We start from the raw sequence: 22,349 nt of genomic DNA on the forward strand, positions 1-22,349 counted from the left end.
CGCTTCTATCCGTTCCAGCCACACTGTGGGCTCTGTCCAAGCTAGGACGTAGCCTGGGTCGGGAAATTTACTGCGGGGTAAGAGCCCCGAGGGTTGCTTCGCCGCTGCCCACCAAGACTTGCGATCAACCTGTGCAAACTGCCGCCTGCACGGCCTGGGCAAACCGATCAGCCACGTCGTCGATCTGCTCGGCAGTGATGATCAAAGGCGGCAGGAAGCGCACCACCGCGCCATGGCGCCCGCCGAGCTCCAGGATCAACCCGCGCCTGAGGCATTCGCGCTGGACGTTCGGCGCCAAGGCGCCGTTGGCGGGTGCATGGCCCAGGGCATCGACGGCGCCGTCCGGGTCCACCAGTTCGACCCCGAGCATCAAGCCGCGACCGCGGACATCCCCCAGGTGCGGATAGTCGCGCTGCAGACGCAACAAATGACCGCGCAAGCGCTGGCCCATGGCCTCGGCATGTTCGGCCAACCCCTGTTCGACCAGATACCCCATCACCGCGGAGCCTGCCGCCATGGCCATCTGGTTGCCGCGGAAGGTGCCGGCATGGGCACCGGGCTTCCAGGTGTCCAACCAGTCGCGATAGATCACCACCGCCAGGGGCAGGCTGCCGCCAATGGCCTTGGACAAGGTCACCACGTCCGGCACGATGCCGGCATGCTCGAAGGCGAACATACGCCCGGTGCGGGCGAAGCCACTTTGGATCTCGTCGACGATCAGCGCCACCCCTGCCTGTTCAGTGATGCGGCGCAGGCCGCGCAGCCACTGGATATCAGCCGGAATCACGCCGCCCTCGCCCTGGACCACTTCGACAATCACCGCCGCCGGCAACGCCACACCCGCTTCGGGGTCGCACAGCAGGTTCTCCAGGTAATGCAGGTTGGCCCGCACGCCCGCCTCGCCACCCAGGCCGAACGGGCACCGGTAGTCGTAGGGGTACGGCAGAAACTGCACGCCTTGGTCGAGCAGCGCTCCTAACGGCTTTTTCGGCCCCAGGCTGCCCATCAGGCTCAACGCGCCCAGGGACATGCCATGGTAGGCGCCCTGGAACGCCAGCACGGTGCTACGCCCCGTGGCGGTGCGAACCAGTTTCAGTGCCGCCTCCACCGCATCCGTACCGGTCGGCCCACAGAACTGGACCTTGGCCTCCCGGCGCAGGGCGTCGGGTAATACACCAAACAGGTCCTGGACGAAGCGGTCCTTGACCGGCGTGGTCAGGTCCAGGGTGTGCAGGGGCAGCTCGTCGGCCAGCACGCGCTGGATGGCCTCGATCACCACCGGGTGATTGTGGCCTAGGGCCAAAGTGCCGGCACCGGCCAGGCAGTCGATGAACTGACGCCCTTCGACGTCCTCGACATGGATGCCACGGGCGCGTTTGAGTGCCAGGGGAATGCGACGCGGATAGCTGCGCGCGTTGGATTCCTGTTGCCGTTGGCGCAACAGCAGGGGCGAATCCTCGAACGTGTACAACGCCTGTGGCGCGCGGCTCGACGGGACGTGGGCAAGGCTGGAGACGATCGACATCGGAAAATCCTCGCGAACAAGCGAATGAGCCCCGCCACGCCCCCGTAAGTGGAGAGAGGTGTCGGGTGGTATCGCTTGGGAAACGCTTCAGCGAGGCGAGGATTTAGCCGTCAGGCAGGTTTTTCAGCAGGTAACTCCTTCGCAGGCAAACCCCACAGGTCCAGCGGCGGCACTGAGAGCAGCGGAAAACCTGTGGGAGCGGGTTTATCCGCGAAGAGGTTTGCGCCGCCTCAATGATCAGGCCACCTGGCGCGCCGGCACCCGCAGCCACACCCGCAGCCCATCGCTGTGGCTTTCGAAGCGCAAGCTGCCGGCGCAGCGCTGGACGATGGCCTGGACGATCGCCAGCCCCAACCCGCAGCCACCGCTTTGGTCATGGCGCCAGAAGCGCTCGGTCAGGTGCTCGATGTCCTCTTCGGCGATTCCCGGCCCGTGGTCCCGGACCATGAACCCCACCTGCCCATCGGCCATCTGCACCTCCAGTTCCACCGCATTGTCGCCGCCATGGCGCAGGGCGTTGTCCAGCAAGTTGCGCAGCGCCGCCACTGCCAGGGGGGCGGGCATGCCCAGGTAGATCCGGCTGGCCTCCTCTGGCAGGCGCACGACGATACGGCGGTTGTCGCCGCCACCGGCGTCCTGCACCGCCTGGCGCGCCACCTGTTCGGCGCTGCACTGCACACCGTCGTCGAACGACAGGCTGCCCTCCACCCGGGCCAGCATCAGCAGTTGCTCAAGGGTCCGGTGCATGCGGTCGGTGCCTTGCTCGGCATGCTCCAGGGCTTGCTCGCGCACCGCGCCTTCGGTCATGCGCGCCACCTGCAGGTGGGTCTTGATCGCGGTCAAAGGGCTGCGCAGCTCATGGGCGGCATCGTCGGTCAGGCGCCGCTCGCGCTCGATGGTCTGGGCGATGCGCAGGAACAGCTGGTTCTGGGTTTCGAGCAACGGCTGCAGCTCACTGGGCATACCCGCCACCTGCAGCGGCTCGACGCTGTCGGCTCGGCGCCTGCGCAAGGCGTCGCGCATGCGGTTGAGCGGCTCCAGGCCTTTGCCGACGCCTATCCACAAAAGCCCGAGGCTGCCGAGCAGGGCCATCAGTACCGGTGCCGAGGCCGCCAGCAGGATCGAGCGATTGAGCGCCTCACGCTCTTGATGGCGGTCGGCGGTGGTGATGCGCACATCGCCATGGTTGTAGGTGAACGTGCGCCACAGCGCACCGTCGATGGTCTGGTCCCGGAAGCCACTGCGCTGATCGTCCATGGCGCCGTCGTGCTTGTGGTTGCTGGCCAGGATCTCACCGCGCAGGGAGCTGACCTGGCAAGCCATGCCATCCGGCACGCTGAGCTGGTCGGCGGAGAAATGCGCATCCTCGCCCTTGGCCGCCAGCGGCTGGGGCAGTTGCTCGATCAACCCGGCGACCATACGCGCCGACGCGACCAGGCGTTGGTCGAGGGAGAACATCATCTGCTGGCGCAGGTCGCGCAGCATCCAGGCGGCGGCCAGCGCCCAGATGATCACGAAGGCGATGCCCAGGATCAGCGTCAGGCGCGCGCGCAGGCTCATGGCGCAGGCTCCTGCGGGGCCTGGGCCGGACCAAGGCGATAACCCAGGCCGCGCACGGTCTCGACGATGCTGTTGCCGAGCTTGCGGCGCAGGTGATGGATATGCACGTTCAAGGCATTGCTTTCGACTTCGTCGCTGAACCCATAGACGCAATCCTTGAGCTGCTCGCTGGAGAGCACCCGCCCGGGGTTCTGCAGCAAGGCCTGGAGCAGCGCCTGCTCGCGACGGGAGAGGTCCACCGCCTGGCCGGCCAGGGTGGCCTCGCAACTGCTGGGGTCGTAGCGCAGCGGGCCATGTTCGATGACATTCACCGCACGCCCGGCCACGCGGCGCAACAGGGTATGCAGGCGGGCGGCCAGCTCGCGCAGGTCGAAGGGTTTGAGCAGGTAGTCGTCGGCCCCAGCCTGCAGGCCATCGACCCGGTCGGTGACCGCATCGCGGGCGGTGAGCACCAGCACCGGCAGGGTCACGCCTTGCTGGCGCAAACGGCGCAGCAGCTTGAGCCCGTCTTCGTCGGGCAGGCCCAGGTCGAGGATCATCACATCGAACTGCGCGGCCTGAAGCAGCGCCTGCGCGGCCGAAGCGGTGGCCACCCGGTCCACGGTCAGGCCTTGGGCGGCGAGGCCGGCGCAGATGCCGCTGGCGATCAGGTCGTCGTCCTCGCAAAGCAGTACGTGCATGAGGGGGTCTCCGGTGGGGAAGCTTGTATTGCACGCTTGGCGGATTAAGAACCGATTATGAATGATTCTTCGAACAGCGGTACTCGCCGTTGCGCAACCGAATGCCACGCCGCGCCTACACAATGGCAGCGAAACTGCGCCGGTTAACCTTGGGTTAATCAACCACGGCCAGCATGGCCAAATTCACAGTTCTGCCAAGGCGAAGACATGCGCGTTCTCCTGCTCTTCCTGACATTCCTGCTGGCCGGCCCGCTGCAGGCCAACCCGTTCGAGACCAAGCCGGACTTCCTGCCGGTCAACCAGGCCTTCGTCCTGACCCACGACCGCCAGCCCGACGGCCAGATGCGCTTGTACTTCCAGATCAAGGACGGCTACTACCTCTACCAGAAGCGCCTGAAGTTCGATGGCCTTGCGCCTGAACAACATCCACAGCTCCCGCCCGCCGAGAACCATCACGATGAGTTCTTCGGTGACAGCGCGGTCTACCGCAACCAACTCGAACTACTCATACCTGCCAACGCCCAAGGTCAACTGCGCCTGGGCTGGCAGGGCTGCGCCGATGCCGGCCTGTGCTATCCCCCTCAAACCACTGCCATCGACCTTGGCGGCCAGGCGACGCCGGCGTCGGCGCAAGCCACTGACCAGGCCCTGGCCAGCGACCTGCAACAGGCCAGCCTGGCCTGGAGCCTGTTGGCGTTCTTCGGCCTTGGCCTGCTGCTGGCCTTCACGCCTTGCTCGCTGCCTATGCTGCCGATCCTCGCCGGGCTGGTCCTGGGCAATGGCGCCAGCGCCCGCCGTGGCTGGCTGCTGGCGGGGGTCTACGTGCTGAGCATGGCGCTGGTCTATGCCGGCCTTGGCGTCGTCGCGGCCCTGCTGGGCGCCAGCCTGCAGGCCTGGCTGCAGCAACCCTGGTTGCTGGGCAGCCTGGCGGCGCTGTTCGTGATCCTCGCCCTGCCGATGTTCGGCGCCTTCGAATTGCAATTGCCTGTCGCCCTGCGCGATCGCCTGGACCGTGCAGGCCAAGGCACTCGCGGCGGCAATGTGTATGGCGCGGCCCTGCTGGGCGCACTCTCCGGCCTGCTCATGGGCCCGTGCATGACCGCTCCGCTGGCCGGCGCCTTGCTGTACATCGCCCAGAGCGGCGATGTGCTGCAAGGGGCGCTGGTGCTGTTCAGCCTAGGCCTGGGCATGGGTGTCCCTCTGCTGTTGCTGGTCACCCTCGGCAACCGCTACCTGCCCCGCCCCGGCGCCTGGATGAACCTGGTCAAGGGGCTGTTCGGCTTCGTGTTCCTGGCCATGGCCCTGTACACCGTCCGCAGCCTGCTGCCGGCCCCCTTGCTGTTGGCCTTGGGCGGCGCCTGGCTGATCGCCCTGGCCTGGGCCGCCTGGCCGGCCCTGCACCGCTTGCCGGCCCTGCGCGCGGCCCCCTTGCTCGGCGCATTCTGGGGTGGGCTGTTGCTGGTTGGCGCGGCCGCAGGCGGCGATGATCTATGGCAACCCTTGCAACCCTTTGCCGGCAGCGGCTCGCAAAGCGCGGCCAAGGCCGAGGATACCTTCGTCACCGTCAGCCAGCCCCAAGCGCTGCAACGCGAACTGGACGCCGCCAAGGCACGCGGTCAGTGGGTGATGCTGGACTACTATGCCGATTGGTGCGTGTCGTGCAAGGTGATGGAGAAACAGGTGTTCGCCCGGCCCGATGTACTCGCCAACCTGGCCGATGTGCACCTGGTGCGCCTGGATGTCACCGCTGACACCCCGGCCAGCCGCGAACTGCTGCAACGCTACCAGGTACCCGGCCCGCCCAGCCTGATCTGGATCGGCCCGGAAGGCGACGAGCGCCGTGCCCGACGCATCACCGGCGAGGTGGATGCCGCAGCCTTCCAACGACACTGGGCCCAGACCAGGAGCCAAGGCTGATGCTGACCGTTACCCTGGGGCCACTGACCATGGCCCTCAACCACCTGCTGCTGCTGGCGGCTCTGGTCGTGGCCAGTGTCGTGGGCTCGTGGGTGGCCCGGCGCGGCGGTGAAAGCCCCGAGTCGGCGTTGTTCAACCTGTTCCTGCTGGGGCTGCTGTGCGCGCGCGCAGGATTCGTCCTGGCGTACTGGCCGATGTTCCGCGACGATCCGCTGCAGGCCATCGACATTCGCGACGGCGGCTTTTTGCTTTGGGCCGGGCTGATCGGCATCGTCATCGGCGCCCTGTGGCAGGGCCGACGTCATCCGGGCCTGCGCCGGCCACTGGGCTGGGCGCTGCTGAGCGGTGCGGTGTTCTGGACACTGGCCAGCCTTGGCAGCCATCTCTACAGCAAAGGCACCGAGCTGCCTGCGCTGAGCCTGCGCAATGCCAGCGGGCAATCGGTGGCGCTGCACGATTACCGTGGCAAGCCGCTGGTGATCAACCTCTGGGCCACCTGGTGCCCGCCGTGCCGCCGGGAAATGCCGGTGCTGCAGCAAGCCCAGGACGAGTACCCGCACGTGACGTTCCTGTTCGTCAACCAGGGCGAGACACCCGAGAACGTCAGCACCTTCCTGGCCACCACCGGCCTGAGTCTTACCCACGTACTGTTCGACGGCAGCGGTCAACTGGCCCAGCAGGTCGGCTCCATGGCCCTGCCCACCACCTTGTTCTACACCGCCGAAGGGCGCTTGATCGGCAGCCACCTGGGCGAGTTGTCCCGGGCCAGCCTGCACCGCGCCCTGGAACCTTTCGAGCAGGCCAACCTGCCCGCCTCCGCCGCACAAGGAAATTGACATGCGATTGAATGCCCTCCTGCCCCTGGCCCTCACCATCCTCGCCGCCCCCACGCTGCAGGCCGAGGAACTGCCCAAGGCAATTCAGCAACTGCAAGCCAAGGGTGCCGAGATCAAGGGCAGCTTCGATGCGCCCAATGGCCTCAAAGGCTATGCCGCCGCCTACCAGAACAACGGCATCGCCTTGTACCTCACCCCTGACGGCAAGCATGTGCTGGTCGGCAGCCTGTTCGACGAACAGGGCAAGGACCTGAGCGCCGAGCCGCTGCAAAAGCTGGTGTATGCCCCGATGAGCAAGGCGATCTGGGCCAAGATGGAAAAGACCGCCTGGATCGCAGATGGCAAGGACGACGCCCCGCGCAAGGTATACCTGTTCAGCGACCCCAACTGCCCGTACTGCAACATGTTCTGGGAGCAGGCGCGGCCTTGGGTCGAGTCAGGCAAGGTGCAACTGCGCCACATCATGGTCGGCATCATCCGCGAGGACAGCCCTGGCAAGTCGGCGGCGCTGCTTGCCGCCAAGGACCCGGCCAAAGCCCTGCAACAGCATGAGAAGGCCGGCAAGGCCAGCACCCTCAAGCCGCTGGAGACCATCCCCGAGGCGGTGCGCCAAAAACTGGCGGCCAACATGGCCCTGATGGATGAGATGGGGTTGGCGGCGACCCCGGCGATCTTCTACCAGGATGACAAAGGCCAGTTGCAGAGCCAGCAAGGGGCGCCGCGACCAGAGATGCTCGGACAGATTCTGGGCAAACGCTGAACGCAGGCTGCCGCCTCCTCCATGCGTGGGTAACCCCTCTCCCACAGGCGCAGTGGCATTGCTAAGAACACCGCTGTGTCTGTGGGAGCGGGTTCACCCGCGAAGGGGCGCAAAGCGCCCCACTCCCTCAAAGCGCCTCCAGCTCCGCCATCAGGTCACTGAGCCGGTCAACCTTGTCCTCGTCCAGCGCACTGCCCTCCAACCCCCGCACATACTCGGCCAACGCCTCCACCGTGCTGCATTCGAACATCGCCCGCAGCGGCACGTTCAGTTGCAACTGCTGCTGCACCCGCGAGGCGATCTGGGTCGCCAACAACGAATGCCCGCCCAACTCGAAGAAGTTGTCGTGCACGCCCACTCGCTCGATCTTGAGCACCTCGGCCCAGATGCCAGCCAGCGTGTGCTCCAGCTCATCGCGTGGCGCCAGGTAGTCCTGGCTATGTTGCGCGCCGATGTCGATCGCGGGCAGGGCTTTGCGGTCGAGCTTGCCGTTGGCGTTGTGGGGCAGGCTCTGCAGCCAGGCCCAGTGCACAGGCACCATGTAGTCCGGCAACTCGGCGCGCAGGCGTAGCTTGATCTGCTCCAACAGCGCTGCATCGGCCGTCACGCCCTGATGCGCCACCAGGTAGCCGACCAGGTGCTTGCCGTTGACACCCTCCTGCACGCCCACCGCCGCGTCGCGAATCTCGGCCTGCTCGTACAGACGCGCTTCGATCTCACCCAGCTCGATGCGGTAGCCGCGGATCTTCACCTGGTGATCGATCCGGCCCACGTATTCAAGCACGCCATCGGCCCGGCGCCGTGCCAAGTCGCCCGTGCGGTACAGGCGCTCGCCAGGCGCCCCGTACGGATGCGGGATGAACGCCAGCGCTGTGCGCAGCGGGTCGCCCACATAGCCGCGCCCGACACCGGTCCCGGCCACGCACAATTCCCCCACCGCCCCCAGCGGCACCAGGGCCTGGGACTCGTCGAGCAGGTACAGGCGGTTGTTGTCGGTGGGCGTGCCGATCGGCAGATAGCTGCCACGGGTAGACGCCGCATCGACCCGGAAGAACGCCACGTCGTCCGAGCATTCCGCCGGGCCGTAGGCGTTGACCAGGCCGATGTGCGGATACCGCTGCAACCATTGGGCGGCCAGCTCCGGTGGCATGGCCTCGCCGGTTGGCAGCATCCAGCGCAGGCCCTCCAAGGCTTGCCGCTCGCTCGCGAACATGCCCTGGATCAGCGAGGGCACGCTCTCGAGCACGGTGATGCCAGTGGCCTCTACATGTGCCAACAGGCCTTGCGGATCATGGGCGATGGCGTTCGGCACGATCTCCACCCGGGCGCCGAACAAGGGCGCGGCGAGGAACTGCCACACCGAAATGTCGAAGCTCTGGGAAGCGGTCTGAGCGATCACGTCCTGCTCGTCCAGCTCAAGGTATGGCACCTTGCTCAACTGGTTGTTGAGCATGCCGCGCTGCTCGACCATCACTCCCTTGGGCAAGCCGGTGGAGCCAGAGGTGTAGATCACATAAGCCAGGTTGTCCGCTGCGCTGTGGATGCCTGGGTTGTGGCTGGCCACGGCGCTGGCCTGCACTTGTTCCCACACCAGCAATCTCGGCCGGGCAGCACCTGAAACTTCATCGAGCAACTGACGCGCCTGCTCGGCGCACGCCGCCGTGCACACCAGCACCGGGGTGCGGCTGAGCTCGACAATGCGGTGCAGACGCGCCGACGGCAGCCCAGGATCCAGCGGTAGATAGCCGGCGCCGGCCTTGAAGCAACCGACGATCATGCCCAGCAACGCCAGGCCACGTTCGGCCAGCAGCGCCACCGGCTGGTCGATGGCCACACCCGCCGCGACCAGCGCATGGCCCAGGCGATTGGCTGCAAGGTTCAGCCCGGCGTAGTCGTAGGAAGCCTCCAGGCAGCGCGCGACCATCCGCTCAGGGTGCGCGGCGACCCGCGCCTCGAACAGCTCGATGTAGCTCTGCTCCAGCGCATGGGCGTGCTCGGTGCAGTTGCAATCTTCCAACAGGAAGCGCTGCTCGGCTTCACCAAGCAACGGCAACTCGGCCACCTCGCCCTCGAAGCCTTCCACGAGCGCCAGCAACAGGCGCTTGAACTCAGCCAGCAAACGCTCGACGGTGGCGAAGTCGAAATAACGCTGATCGAACGACACATGCAGGCCCAGGTCGTCGCCGGGATAGCACACTGCCGTGAGCGGGAAGTTGGTATGGGTGCGGCCCGAGTCGGAGGTCGCGTTCAGGTGCTGGGCATGGTCCAGCACGGCGCTTTCCACCGGCGCGTTCTCGAACACGAAGAGGCTGTCGAACAGCGGCTGGCCCTTGGGCAGTTCGCTGCACGCCTGGATCGCCACCAGCGGCAGGTACTCATACTCACGCAACTCCATGTTGCGCTCGAGCAGGCCTTGCAGCCATTGGCGCACGCTCTGGCGCTGGCCCGGCCCGGGAAGCTGCACACGCAGGGCGATACTGTTGATGAACAGGCCGACCGTGCGCTGCATCTGCGGCAGGCTCACCGGGCGACCGGCCACGGTGACGCCGAAGACCACGTCGCGCTCGCCGCTGTAACGGGCCAGGACCAAGGCCCAGGCCGCCTGGGCGAAGGTGTTGATGGTCAACTGATGCGCCTGGGCCAGCTCACGTAGCCGCACGCCGTCGCGCACATCCAGGCGGGTGTAGCAGTCGCCGACGATCATGCCGTTGCCCGCATGATCGTGGCGCAGTGGCCGGTCGCTGGGGATGGCCGTGGCGCGCTCGAAGCCTGCCAGGTTGCGTTGCCACCACTGACGCGCCTCACCCAGGTCCTGGCGTTGCAGCCAGCCGATGTAGTCACGGTAGCGTGGCGGCACCGGCAACTGGGCCGCACGGCCCTCGCCCAGGGCCTGGTAGAGCGCGAAGAAATCGTTCATCAGCAACGAACGGCACCAGGCATCGATGAGGATGTGGTGGTTGCTCATCATGAACCAGTAGCGCGCGTCGGCAACCCGTACCAGCCGCAGGTGGAAAGGCGCCTCGCGCAGCAGGTCGAAGCCGGCTTCGCGTTCCTGCTTGTGCAGCGCTTGCAAGCGCGCCTCCTGGGCCGCGTCGTCGAGATCGCGCCAATCCTGGTAGTCCAGCGCCGTGTCGCCGGGTTTGTGGATGATCTGCAGCATCGCTTCGCCGGCGCTCCAGCTGAACGACGCCCGCAGGGCTTCGTGACGCGCCACCACGGCCTGCCAGGCCTGGGCGAAGCGCTCGGGGTCCAGGGCGCTGTCGATGCGGTAGCGGTCCTGCATGTAGTAGATGCCAGTGCCCGGCTCCAGCAGGGTATGCAGCAGCAGGCCCTCCTGCATGGGCGTGAGCGGGTAGACATCCTCGATCTGCGCAGCCGGTACCGGCAAGGCGTCGATCTGCGCCTGGGTCAGGTGCGCCAGGGGGAAGTCCGATGGCGTGAAACTGCCCGTGCCATCGGCCAGGCAATGCGCCACCAACGCCAGCAATTCCTGGCGATACGCCTCGGCCAATGCGGCGATGGTCGCCTCGTCATAACGCTCGACACTGAAGGTCCAGCGCAGTTGCAGGGCACCGCCATACACCTGACCGTCGACGCTGAGCCAGTTGGGCAACGGCGCGTCCAGGTCATGGGCCAGGCCTGTCGGCGCATCCAGTGCTTGGAACAGCGCGGCGCTGTCGAACTGTTGGTCGAACTGGCCCAGGTAATTGAAGGTGATGCGCGCCTGGGGCAAGGCGGCCATGGCTTCGCGCCCGGTGGTGTCGGCCAGGTAACGCAGCACGCCATAACCCAGCCCCTTGTGCGGCACCTGGCGCAGTTGCTCCTTGATGCCCTTGATAGCCGCGGCGCGGTCCTGTTCGGCGTCACCCAGGCGCGGGGTCAGGCACAGCGGATAGGCAGTGGTGAACCAACCGACACTGCGGGTCAGCTCCATGTCCTCGAACAAGCCATCACGACCATGGCCTTCCAGTTGCACCAGCACTTGGCTGTCGCCACTCCAGCGGCACAGGGTGCGCGCCAAGGCGGTCAGCAGCAGGTCGTTGACCTGGGTGCGGTAGGCCGCAGGCGCCTGTTGCAGCAACTGGCGGGTCTGCTCCTGGTCCAGGACGATGGCCAGGGTGCGGGCATGGCGGTGCAGATTGCCGCCCAGGGGATGGTCACAGGGCAATTCGTGACTGGCGGTGCCGAGCTGGTCTTGCCACCAGCCAAGCTCGTCGCGCAGGGAGTCACTGCCCGCGTAGCTGGCCAGGCGCGCAGCCCAATCCGCCATGGCGTGGGTCTTGGCCGACAAGGGCTGGCCACGGTAGAGCGCTTGCAGGTCCTCCAGCAGCACGCGCCAGGACACCCCGTCCACCACAAGGTGATGGATCGCCAGCAACAGGCGCTGCGCTCCCTGCCCATCGGTTACCAACAGCGCCCGCAGCAGCGGGCCTTCGGCCAGGTCCAGGCTGCGCTGCACGTCGGTGAACAGCGCCTGGCAGTCATCCAGGTCAGCCACGGTGGCGACCCAAAGCAACTGCTGGGTAAGCGATTGTGCGTACTCGGCCTGCCAATGCCCTTGGGTCTGGGTGAAACGCAGGCGCAGGCTGTCGTGATGCGCCACCAATGCCGCCAGGGCCCGCTCCAGCACCGGGGGCTGCAACGGCTCGCGCGCCGCCAACAGCACGGCCTGGTTCCAGTGCTGGGGTTGAGCGACTTCGCTGTCGAAGAACCACCGCTGGATCGGCGTCAAGGCACTGCTGCCGCGCCGCACGCCCTGCTCGATGCCGCTTGGCGCCTCGCTGCGGCTGACCACGGCGGCAAGCGCCTGGACAGTCTGGTGCTGGAACAGATCGCGCGGGGTGAACTGCAAGCCCAGCTGGCGGGCGCGACTAACCACCTGAATCGACAAAATCGAGTCGCCCCCCAGTTCGAAGAAGTTGTCCTGCACGCCGATGCGGGCGACGTTGAGCACCTCTTGCCAGACCTGCGCCAGTTGCTGCTCCAGTTCGTTGGCCGGCGCCTGGTAGTGCTGGCGCGCCTGCTCAAGATCCGGCGCCGGCAAGGCACGCCGGTCGAGCTTGCCGTTGCCCATCAGCGGCAGACGGCTCAGCAGCACCAGGTGCGCAGGCACCATGTAGTCCGGCAGGTGTTGCCGGGCATGGGCCTTGACCGCCTCGCGCAAGGCGGCCTGAGTGTCGGCATCGGCACTGGCCTGCGGGCAGGCCAGATAACCCACTAATTGCTTGCCCCCCGGCAGGTCCAAGGCGACGACCACGGCTTCGTCGACATCGGCATGGGCCTGCAACTGGCTTTCGATTTCCCCCAGCTCGATACGGAAACCCCGGATCTTCACCTGCTGGTCGGCACGCCCGACATACTCCACCAGATCATCGGCGCGCAGGCGCACCAGATCTCCCGTGCGGTACAAGCGACCGCCGTGCTGGCTGAACGGGTCGGCGACGAAGCGCTCGGCCGACAGCCCCGGGCGATCGTGATACCCCTGGGCAAGCCCCACACCACCGATATACAGCTCACCGATACCGCCTTGGGGTAGCAGCGCCAAATCATCATCGAGCACATACGCCGTGCGCGCTCCGATCACCCGGCCGATCGGCACACTACCCGCCTCCACCGACAATTGCTGCGGCGCAAGACACGCTAGCGGCATGACCACGGTTTCGGTCGGCCCGTAGGCATTGAAGAACTGCTGTGGCAGGAAGGCCTGGCGGATACGCTGCAGGTGCTCCCCGGTCAGCGCCTCGCCCCCGGTGATCACCAGGCGCACCGGCAAATGCTCGCCCAGCCCGACCAGATACTGGGCCAACTGGCTGCCATAGCTGGGAGTGAAGCCCAGGATGCTCACCTGCTGCTCGCGCACCAGTTGGCAAATATCCTCGGCGCCCCACTGGCCCTGACCACGCAGCACCACACGGGCGCCGCAGAGCAATGGCACCAACAGGCGCTCGGTGGCGGCGTCGAAGTTGATCGAATAGAAGTGCAGCTCGCAGTCGTCGCTACGCATGCCAAATGCTGCGATCACCGCCTGGCAATGCATGGCGATTTCACCATGGCTGACCACCACGCCCTTAGGCTGGCCGGTGGAACCGGAGGTGTAGATCAGGTACGCCTGGTGCTGAGGCAAGTTGAGGTTATCCAGCGGTGCATCGCTGTAACGGCAAAGCGACGCGGCATCATCCTCCAGGCACCAGTGCGCCACGCCTTCGGGCAGCTCGCCCAAGGACGCGAGCAGCGCGCGCTGGCCAAGCAGCAGGCCGAGACGGCTGTCCTCGATCATGTAGCGCAGGCGGTCCAGCGGGTACTCAGGGTCCAGCGGCACATAGGCACCGCCCGCCTTGAGGATGGCAAGCAGGCCCACGACCATCTCCAGCGAACGCTCCAGGGCAAGCCCCACCCGCACCTGCGGCCCGACACCGCGCTCGCGCAGCGCACGGGCCAGGCGGTTGGCCTGCTGGTCCAGCTCGGCGTAGGTCAGGTGTTGGCCAGCGAAGGTCAACGCCCGTGCCTGCGGACTGCGCGAAGCTTGCTGGGCAAACAGGCCGTGCAGCGTGTGGTCGGGCTCGAAGCTATGCTCCCCTTGCAGCTGGCCAATCAACACCTGCTGCTCGGCACTGCTGAGCATCGCCAGCTCGCACAGGCGCAGGTCAGGGGCGTCGATCAGGCCGATCAGCAGTTGCTGCCAGTGCTCGGCCATGCGGGCGATGCGCGGTTCATCGAACAGGTCGCGGCTGTAAGTCAGACAGCAGCCGAGGCGACCGTCCAGGTCAGTCACCTCCAGATAGAGGTCGAACTTGGTCGCGCTGGCGTCGTTGACCAGATAATCCACGGTCATGCCCGCCAGCTCACGGCTTTGCTGGAAAGCCCAGCGCTGGACGTTGCACATCACCTGGAACAGCGGGTTGTAGGCGCTGCTGCGCGGGGGTTGAAGGGCCTCCACCAACTGGTCGAACGGCAGGTCCTGGTGCGACTGGCCATCGATCACCGTGCGGCGTACCTGTTCGAGCAACGCGGCGCCCGTCATTTGCCCATCGAGCTCGCAACGCAGTACTTGGGTGTTGAGGAAGGCACCGATCAGGCCTTCGCTTTCCGGGCGGATGCGGTTGGCCATCGGCGCGCCAATACGCAGGTCGCGCTGGCCGCTGTGGCGGTGCAGCAAGACGGCCAGGGTGGCCGTCATGGTCATGAACAAAGTCAGGCCACGCTGGCTGTTGAAGGCATGCACGCGCTCGACCAGCGCGGGGTCGAGGTCGAAGCGGTACAGCGCGCCACGATGACTCTGCACCCCCGGGCGCGGACGATCCGAAGGCAGCGCCAGCACCGGATGCTCGTCACCCAGGCGGGCTTTCCAGTAGCCCAGTTGGCGGTCTCCCTCGCCGCTCTCAAGCCACTGGCGCTGCCAGACGCTGTAGTCCACGTACTGCACCGGCAACGGCGCCAGGGGCGACTCGCGATCATCGACAAAGGCTTCGTACAGCGCGCCCAGCTCGCGGGCGAAGATGTCCATGGCCCAGCCTTCGGTGACGATGTGGTGCAGGGTCAGGACGAAGTAATGTTCGCGCTCTGCGGTCTTGACCAAGCAGGCGCGCAGCAGCGGGCCGCGCGCCAGGTCGAACGGCAGGTGCGCCTGTTCATCGGCCAACTGCTGCAAACGCTGCTCGCGGGCATCGCCTTCGAGCGCGGAAAAGTCATGCCACTGCACGCGCAGCGGGCTGTCCTCGGCCACACACTGACAAGGCACACCGTCGATGTCCGGGAAGGTGGTGCGCAGGGTTTCATGGCGCACGATCAAGGCCTGCAGGGCCCGCTCGAACGCATCCACATGCAGCGCCCCGCGCAGGCGCGCCATGCCACCGACGTTGTACGCCGGGCTGTCCGGCGCCATCTGCCACAGCACCCACATGCGCCGCTGCGAATACGACAGCGGCACCGCCTGGCGACGGTCGACCCGTTCGATGGCGCCTTGCAGGTTGTGCCCACCAGTGGCCTGGATGCGCACGATCTCGGCGCAGAAGGCGCCCAGCTCGCTGGCCTCGAACAAGGCCTTGAGCGGCAGCTCGACATCCAGCGCCTGGCGGGTGCGCGAAACGATCTGGGTGGCGAGCAGCGAGTGGCCGCCAAGGGCGAAAAAGTCATCCTGCAGGCCAACCCGCGGCAGGTTCAGCACCTCACGCCAGATGGCCGCCACTTGTCGTTGTACGGCACTGTGCGGCTCGACGTGCGCACGTTGCCGCCAGACCGGCGCAGGCAGCGCCTTGCGATCGACCTTGCCGCTCGGGCCCAAGGGCATCTGGGCCACGTGAATCAGCTGCGCCGGCACCATGTAGGCCGGCAGGCGTTCGCCCAAGGCCACGAGCAGCGCCTCGGACTGTTCGACGCCACTGTAGTAGCCAACCAACTGCGCCCCGACGGCATCCTGATGGATCTGCACCAGGGCCTGCTCGACACCCGGCTCGGCCAGCAGACAGGCCTGGACCTCCTGCGGCTCGACCCGAAAACCCCGCACCTTCACTTGCTGGTCAAGGCGGCCGAGGTATTCCAGAGCCTGTAGCGGCATCAGCCAGCGGGCACGGTCGCCGCTGCGGTACAGACGTTCGCCCTTGCCGTCAGGCTGGGGCACGAAGCGTTCGGCGGTCAGCCCCGGGCGGCCCAGGTAGCCACGGGCCAGGCCCGCGCCGCCCAGGCACAGCTCGCCCGGCACACCGGGAGCGGTCAATTCCAGCCCGTCATCGAGCACGCGGCACAGCACGTTGCCCAGCGGCCGGCCGATGGGCGAGCGCACACCATCCTCGGCTCGGCAATGCCAGTGGGTGACGTTGATGGCGGTCTCCGTCGGGCCATAGCGGTTGTGCAGTTGCACCTGCGGCAATACCTGCAGCACGCGGTCACGTAGCTGCGCAGACAGCGCCTCGCCACCGGAGAACACCCGACGCAGGCTGGTGCAGCCCGCGGCCAGCGGCTCCTGGACGAACACCTGCAACAACGGCGGAACGAAATGCAGTGTGGTCACGCCATGGGCCTGCACCAGCTCGGCGATACGCTGCGGGTCCCGGTGCTCGCCAGGGCCAGCCAGCACCAACGTGCAGCCCTGGACCAATGGCCAGAAGCACTCCCACACCGACACATCGAAACTGATCGGCGCTTTTTGCATCAGCACATCGCTTTCATCCAGCGCATAGGTGCCCTGCATCCATAGCAGGCGCTCGGCCAGTGCGACATGGGTGTTGCCCACGCCCTTGGGCTGGCCGGTGGAGCCGGAGGTGTAGATCACGTAGGCCAGGTTGTCGCCGTCCAGGTGCAGGCCTGGCGCATGGCTTGGCCAGCTGTCCAGGTGCAGCTGGTCCAGGGCAATGGCACTGACGCCCTCGACCTGCGGCAGGCGCTCGAGTGTGTCGCTATGACTGAGCAGCAGGCCAGCACCGCAATCGGTGAGCATGTAGGCCAGGCGCTCGGCGGGGTAGTCGACATCCAGCGGCACATAGGCACCACCGGCCTTGAGAATGGCCAGCAAGCCGATCATCAACTGCGGCGAGCGCTCCAGGGCGATGGCCACGCAGGTGTCCGGCCCCACACCCTTGTCACGCAGGTAATGGGCCAGGCGATTGGCCCGCTGGTGCAGGGTGGCGTAGTCGAGCTGGCCGCCTTCCCACACCAGCGCCGTACGCTCGGGGGTGCGTTGCGCCTGAGCGCCCAGCTGTTCAACCACCAGGCGCTGGGCGGTCGGCGCTGGCGCCTGCCCCCAGGCCAGCAACTGTGCACGGTCTGTGTCATCGAGCAATTGCACCTCACCCAGCGGCAACTGCGGGCAGGTACAGACCTGTTCGAGCAGGGCCAGCAGGTGCCCGGCCAGACGCTCGATAGTGTCGGCCTCGAACAGTTCGGCGGCGTAGTCGAATGCCAGGCTCAAGCGGCCCTGGTGATCCTGCTCGCTGTGCAGTTGCAGGTCGAATTTGGCCTCGCGGCTGTGCCATGGCAGTTCTTCGGCGAGCAGGCCAGGCAAGCGGCGCAGTGCCGACAGGTCGCGCTGCTGATGGTTGAACATCACCTGGAACAGGCCCTGTTCGCGGGCACCCGGCAGCGCCTCGAGCAGTTGCTCGAACGGCAGGTCCTGATTGGCCTGGGCCAGCAACGTGGCCTGGCGCACCTGGGCCAGCAACTGGTCGAACGGCAGGCGGCCATGAAGCTCGGCGCGCAGCACCTGGGTGTTGATGAAAAAACCCACCATACCCTGGGTTTCCAGGCGCGGGCGGTTGGCATTGGGCACACCGACGCGGATATCGCCCTGGCCGGTGTAACGGTGCAACAGGCCCTGCCAGCCGGCCAGCAGGACCATGAACAGGCTGGCCTGTTGCTCGCGGGCCAGGGTGTCCAGGGCGGTGGCCAGCCTGGCGGGTACGTTCACGCTCAGGCGCGCCGCACGATGGGTGCGTTGCGCGGCGCGCGGGTGGTCGGTGCACAAATCGAGCACCGGCAGTTCATCACCCAGTTGCGCCTTCCAGTGTTCCAACTGCCGCGCACCTTCGCCGTCGGCCAACCATTGGCGCTGCCAATAGCCATAGTCGGCGTACCCCAGCGGCAATGGCGCCAGATTGTCCTGAAGACCCTGGCAGTGGGCGGTATACAGCTTGGCGAATTCGTCGAGCAGCACGTTCAGCGACCAGCCATCGGCGACGATGTGGTGCAGGGTCACCCAGAGTTGGTGGTCCTCGTCGTCCAGGCACGCCAGGGTGACGCGCAGCAGCGGCCCCTGGCCGAGGTCGAACGGCTGCCGCGCCTCGGCTTCACGACAGGCCTGGACCTGCTCTGCGTCCAACCCTTGCAGATCGATGCGGTGCAGCTCGAACGCCACCTCGGGCAACACCTGCTGCAAGGCCTGGCCATCGACCTCGCTGAACTGCGTGCGCAGTGACTCGTGACGTGTCACTAGCGCCTGGAAACTCGCCTGCAGCGCCGCCTCGTCCAACTCGCCCCGCAGGTGCAAGCCGGCAGGGATGTTGTAAGCCGCCGATTGGGGCTCCAGTTGCCACAGCAGCCACAGCCGGTTCTGGGCCAGCGACTGCGGCAACGCCTTGCCCCGCACCAGGGCCTCGATAGGCCCCGGTATCGCGCCACCTTCGGTCAGGATCGCTGCCACCGCGTCGCTGTAGTCGGCCAGGGTCGGCGCTTCGAACAGGGTGCTCAGACCAAGGCCCACGCCCAGTTCGTCCGCGAGACGAGCAGTCACCTGGGTGGCGGCGATGGAGTTGCCGCCCAGCAGCAGGAAATGATCGTCCGGCGCCACCGCTTCGACCTTCAGCACCTCGCGCCAGATCGCCGCGATGCGTCCTTGCAGATCATCGTCGATTGCCTGCACAACAACTGGCGCTTCAATTGCCGGGAAGCGCGCATAGCAGTCCAGGCTGCCGTCGGCCATGCGCAGGCGGCAGGCCGAGCGCTGCAGCTTGCCACTGGAGGTCTTGGGCAATGCGCCCGGGTTGAGCAGCAGCACGGCCGCCGGCGCCTGGCGGCAGGCATCGGCGATGACCTGACGCAAGGTGCGGATCAAATCCTGAGGCTTGACGGCCTTCTGCACGTTGCGGCTGATCTCCACCGCCACGCCGATACCCTCTTCACCTTGATCATCCACGGCGAATACCGCCACACGGCCTTTGCGCAGGCCTTGGACCTCTCGCTCAAGGGTCTTTTCCAGATCCTGCGGGTAGAGGTTCTGACCGCGAACGATGAGCATGTCCTTCAGACGCCCGGTGACGAACAGCTCGCCATCGCGCATGAAGCCCAAGTCCCCGGTGCGCAGCCAGGTCTGACCATCTTGTTCGACGAAGGTACGCGCGCTGGCCTCTGGGTTGCGCCAGTAGCCCTGGGCGATGCTCGGCCCGGCAGCCCACACCTCACCGACGCGGTTGTCGCCCAGCACCTGCAGGCGCTGCGGGTCGACGATGCGCACCGCATGGCCGGGCTGTGGGTAGCCACAGCTCATCAGGACACTGCCTTGCCCATGTTCGGCGCGGTTGGCGGCCAATGCCTCAGCGCCCAATGTCACGGCCGCGATGCCCTGGCCACGGCGGCTGCCGCTGACGAACAGCGTCGCCTCGGCCAGGCCGTAGCTGGCAAAGAAACTGCTCGCCTGGAAACCACATGCGCCGAACGTGTCCGCAAAGTGCTGCAGGCTGTCCTGGCGGATCGGCTCGGACCCTGAGTACGCCACGCGCCAACGGCTCAGGTCCAGGCCGGCCAGGGCCGCCTCGCTGACCCGTTCGCTGCACAGGCGGTAGGCGAAGTCCGGGCCGCCGCTGATGGTGCCGCCGTACTGGCTGATCGCCTGCAACCAGCGCAATGGCCGGGCGAGGAAGTAGCCCGGCGACATCAGCACGCAGGGCACGCCGCTGAAGATCGGTTGCAGCAGCCCGCCGATCAGGCCCATGTCGTGGTACAGCGGCAACCAGCTGACGATCACATCGTCCGGGTTCACGTCGATACCAAAGCCCTGGCGGATCAACTGCTCGTTGGCCACCAGGTTGCCGTGGCTGACCTGCACGCCCTTGGGCAAGGCGGTGGAACCGGAGGTGTACTGCAGGAAAGCGATGTGCTCGCCGCTCAGGGCCGGCTCGCGCCAGTCTGCGGCCAACGCCAGATCCAGTCGATCCACCGCCAGCAAGCCAGGGGCGTCCTGCCCTGCCAGGGCGTCGAGACCCAGCAGGCTATCGCGCAGGCCCTCGACGGTCAGCAGCAGGCGCGGCTGGGCATCGTCGATGATCGACAGCAGTCGCTCCTGGTGATGACGCCGCGAGGATTCCGGCGGATACGCCGGCACGGCAATGACCCCGGCGTACAGGCACCCGAAGAACGCCGCGACATAGTCCGGGCCACTGGGAAACAGCAAGACAGCCCGGTCGCCGAAATCGGTACGCGCCTGCAAGGCCGCAGCGATGGCGCGCGCTCGCAGATCCAGATCCTGGTAGCTGAGCACGGCCTGCTCGCTGGGATCATCGGCCAGAAAGCGCAAGGCGATCCGGTCGGGGGTCCGCGAGGCGCGCTGCGCCAGGGCGTGGACCAACGAGAGCGGGAGTTCGAAGGCGTCCATCATGGGGAGTTCCTGCCAGTGTCTGGGTAAGTCGCGCCGGGGCTGCACCGCGCAAGGCGGGCGGGCAGCGTTCGGCAGCCGGATGTACACAGGGGAACGGATGGGCGAGGCAAATAATTAAACGCCTTGGCGCCAGCGGCGCACGACGCGCAACGCCAGCAAGATGCCATCGCGTGACCGAATTCACGCGCTGACGCTTAGAACGGAAACCCGCAGATACTAATTACTTTTCGCATTTGACAATCATTATCATTGTGAATAATTTGTCGCTCGTCGTAGGAAACGTCCCACGCAGACGTAATCCTCTCTCCCTCCAAGACCAGGTGATTTCCATGGCGGAACAACTATCCACAAGAAAGTGCGATTCACCACTGCTCCAGGCCTTCGTCGACAACCGCAGCATCCTGGTCAAGATCGCTGCCCGCATCACTGGCTGCCGTTCGCGCGCCGAGGATGTGGTCCAGGATGCCTTCTTCCGACTCAGCGCCGCGCCGCAGATCACCTCATCGTTCAAGGCCCAGCTCAGCTACCTGTTTCAGATCGTGCGCAACCTGGCCATCGATCATTACCGCAAGCAGGCCATGGAGCTGAAGTACTCCGGCAGCGAAGAAGAAGGCCTCAACGTCGTCCTGCAGAACGCCTCGCCCGAGGCCACCCACATCAATCTCGCCACCCTCGAACATATCGCCGATGCCCTGGGCGAGCTGCCCCAGCGCACCCGCTATGCCTTCGAGATGTATCGCCTGCATGGCGTGCCGCAGAAAGACATCGCCAAGGAACTGGGCGTCTCGCCGACGCTGGTCAACTTCATGATCCGCGATGCCCTGATCCACTGCCGCAAGCACGGGCGCCAGGCTTGAAACCCATGCGTTATTTTCGCGGGTGACCCCGCTCCCACGGGGTCTGCGGTGCTCTCAATAACACCGCTGCACCCGCGAAGATAGCGCCGCGATGCGGCAGGTCACCTCAAGCCAACGGACAACGATCGAAGAACCGCTCCCGCCCCAGGATCATCAATGCCGCCCGCTTGTGCGGAAAATCGAACTCTTTCTCACAATGGAAGCACTGGTCGTGCAAGTAGCCGATCATCTTGCCGTTGTCGGCGCGCGGTTCGGCAACCACCCGCTGGGTCCGCGGGTCGTCCAGGAACAGATAGTGCACCAGTGCCGATAGCCAGCTGGCCACCTTGTGCGGGCCGCGATGGGCCTGCTCGCCCACCAGCATATGGACCCCTCGGTCGTAGTCGTCCACCGGGTAGAACGGCGCGATGCGGTCTTCCTTGGCCCAATAGGCCTCGAAGTACGCAAAAGGCTGGTCATCGAAGCAGCCGATCAAGGTCAGGGTATGCGGGTCGGCCTCAAGCTTGGCCAGGTATTGGCGATGCTGTTCGAGCGTGCCGTCCTCCTGCCAGAACTGCATCACCCGCGGATCGTTCTGCCAACGATTGAAACGCTCCAGATCCTGCTCGATCTCAAGCGTGCGCAGCGATACCCAAGCGCCTAATCGCGCATCGAACCGCCGGTACACTTCACCTCGAGGCTTGGGCGCACGACGCGGATGGCGCTTGCCGTCGCTGATCAACATCTGCTGCGGGTAAACGCCGGCCTGCGCCTCGCCCAGCCAGGGCTGCGGCAGTTGCCAGAACATCCCCCGCTCGCACAGGTACTGGCCAGGCTGTTCGCCGGGTACCAACAGGCCGCTGGCCAACGCCATGTTCATGGGTTGTCGGCAATGCCAGACCAGGCGCTGACGCGCCGGATCACGGCAAAGCAGCCAGTAGCAGGCGGCCCACAGTGCTTGTGCGGGACGCTCCGGGCAAAGCTGCTCAAGGTGGATGTGCAACGGCTCGCCAGGGGTCAGGCGAACCTGAATCAGCGCGCGCCCCTCCAGGGTCAGGCTCAACCGGCAATCGCCCTCGTCGGCGCTGAGGCTGCGCCAACGCGGCAGGGAAAGAAGCTGCGAATCGGCATCGAACGGCATGGTCATGGCTCAC

Annotated in this window: 9 protein-coding genes; 4 read left to right on the forward strand and 5 right to left on the reverse strand. The window is 66.3% G+C overall.

Annotated features, from left to right (window positions below; all coding sequences use genetic code 11):
* Nucleotides 1-124 precede the first annotated feature (124 nt).
* From IEC33019_RS15585 to IEC33019_RS15595, 3 genes are all read right to left on the reverse strand, one after another.
* On the reverse strand, nt 125-1,525 hold the full coding sequence (locus IEC33019_RS15585; protein WP_070092068.1) for an aspartate aminotransferase family protein: 1,401 nt from the start codon (nt 1,523-1,525) through the stop codon (nt 125-127).
* A gap of 237 nt (nt 1,526-1,762) precedes the next feature.
* Nucleotides 1,763-3,085, reverse strand: a complete 1,323-nt coding sequence (locus IEC33019_RS15590; protein ID WP_070092069.1) for an ATP-binding protein — start codon at nt 3,083-3,085, stop codon at nt 1,763-1,765.
* Nucleotides 3,082-3,765 carry a response regulator gene (locus tag IEC33019_RS15595; RefSeq protein ID WP_070092070.1) on the reverse strand — a complete coding sequence of 228 codons (684 nt, stop codon included), beginning with the start codon at nt 3,763-3,765 and terminating at the stop codon, nt 3,082-3,084. The genes IEC33019_RS15590 and IEC33019_RS15595 overlap by 4 nt, the downstream gene beginning before the upstream one ends.
* A gap of 207 nt (nt 3,766-3,972) precedes the next feature.
* Here IEC33019_RS15595 and dsbD point away from each other — a divergent pair, with 207 nt between their 5' ends.
* From dsbD to dsbG, 3 genes are read left to right on the forward strand one after another with little or no spacing between them, the layout of a single operon-like run.
* Nucleotides 3,973-5,682 carry a protein-disulfide reductase DsbD gene (gene dsbD, locus IEC33019_RS15600; RefSeq protein ID WP_070092071.1) on the forward strand — a complete coding sequence of 570 codons (1,710 nt, stop codon included), beginning with the start codon at nt 3,973-3,975 and terminating at the stop codon, nt 5,680-5,682.
* Nucleotides 5,682-6,518: a TlpA disulfide reductase family protein gene (locus IEC33019_RS15605; protein ID WP_099593736.1), complete on the forward strand. Its 837-nt coding sequence runs from the start codon at nt 5,682-5,684 to the stop codon at nt 6,516-6,518. The genes dsbD and IEC33019_RS15605 overlap by 1 nt, the downstream gene beginning before the upstream one ends.
* A gap of 1 nt (nt 6,519) precedes the next feature.
* Nucleotides 6,520-7,278, forward strand: a complete 759-nt coding sequence (gene dsbG / locus IEC33019_RS15610; RefSeq protein WP_070092073.1) for a thiol:disulfide interchange protein DsbG — start codon at nt 6,520-6,522, stop codon at nt 7,276-7,278.
* Between the two features lie 127 nt (nt 7,279-7,405).
* On the opposite strand, the gene IEC33019_RS15615 is transcribed toward dsbG, so the two are convergent.
* Nucleotides 7,406-20,359: a non-ribosomal peptide synthetase gene (locus IEC33019_RS15615; RefSeq protein ID WP_099593738.1), complete on the reverse strand. Its 12,954-nt coding sequence runs from the start codon at nt 20,357-20,359 to the stop codon at nt 7,406-7,408.
* Nucleotides 20,360-20,688: 329 nt separating this feature from the next.
* Here IEC33019_RS15615 and IEC33019_RS15620 point away from each other — a divergent pair, with 329 nt between their 5' ends.
* Nucleotides 20,689-21,216, forward strand: coding sequence for an RNA polymerase factor sigma-70 (locus tag IEC33019_RS15620; RefSeq protein ID WP_070092075.1), 528 nt, complete (start codon nt 20,689-20,691; stop codon nt 21,214-21,216).
* A 106-nt stretch (nt 21,217-21,322) separates the two neighbouring features.
* On the opposite strand, the gene IEC33019_RS15625 is transcribed toward IEC33019_RS15620, so the two are convergent.
* Nucleotides 21,323-22,336 (reverse strand): GNAT family N-acetyltransferase, encoded by a 1,014-nt coding sequence (locus IEC33019_RS15625; RefSeq protein WP_070092134.1) that lies wholly within the window; start codon nt 22,334-22,336, stop codon nt 21,323-21,325.
* Between the last annotated feature and the right edge of the window lie 13 nt (nt 22,337-22,349).

This window comes from Pseudomonas putida (genome assembly GCF_002741075.1).
GTDB classification, from domain to species: domain Bacteria; phylum Pseudomonadota; class Gammaproteobacteria; order Pseudomonadales; family Pseudomonadaceae; genus Aquipseudomonas; species Aquipseudomonas putida_T.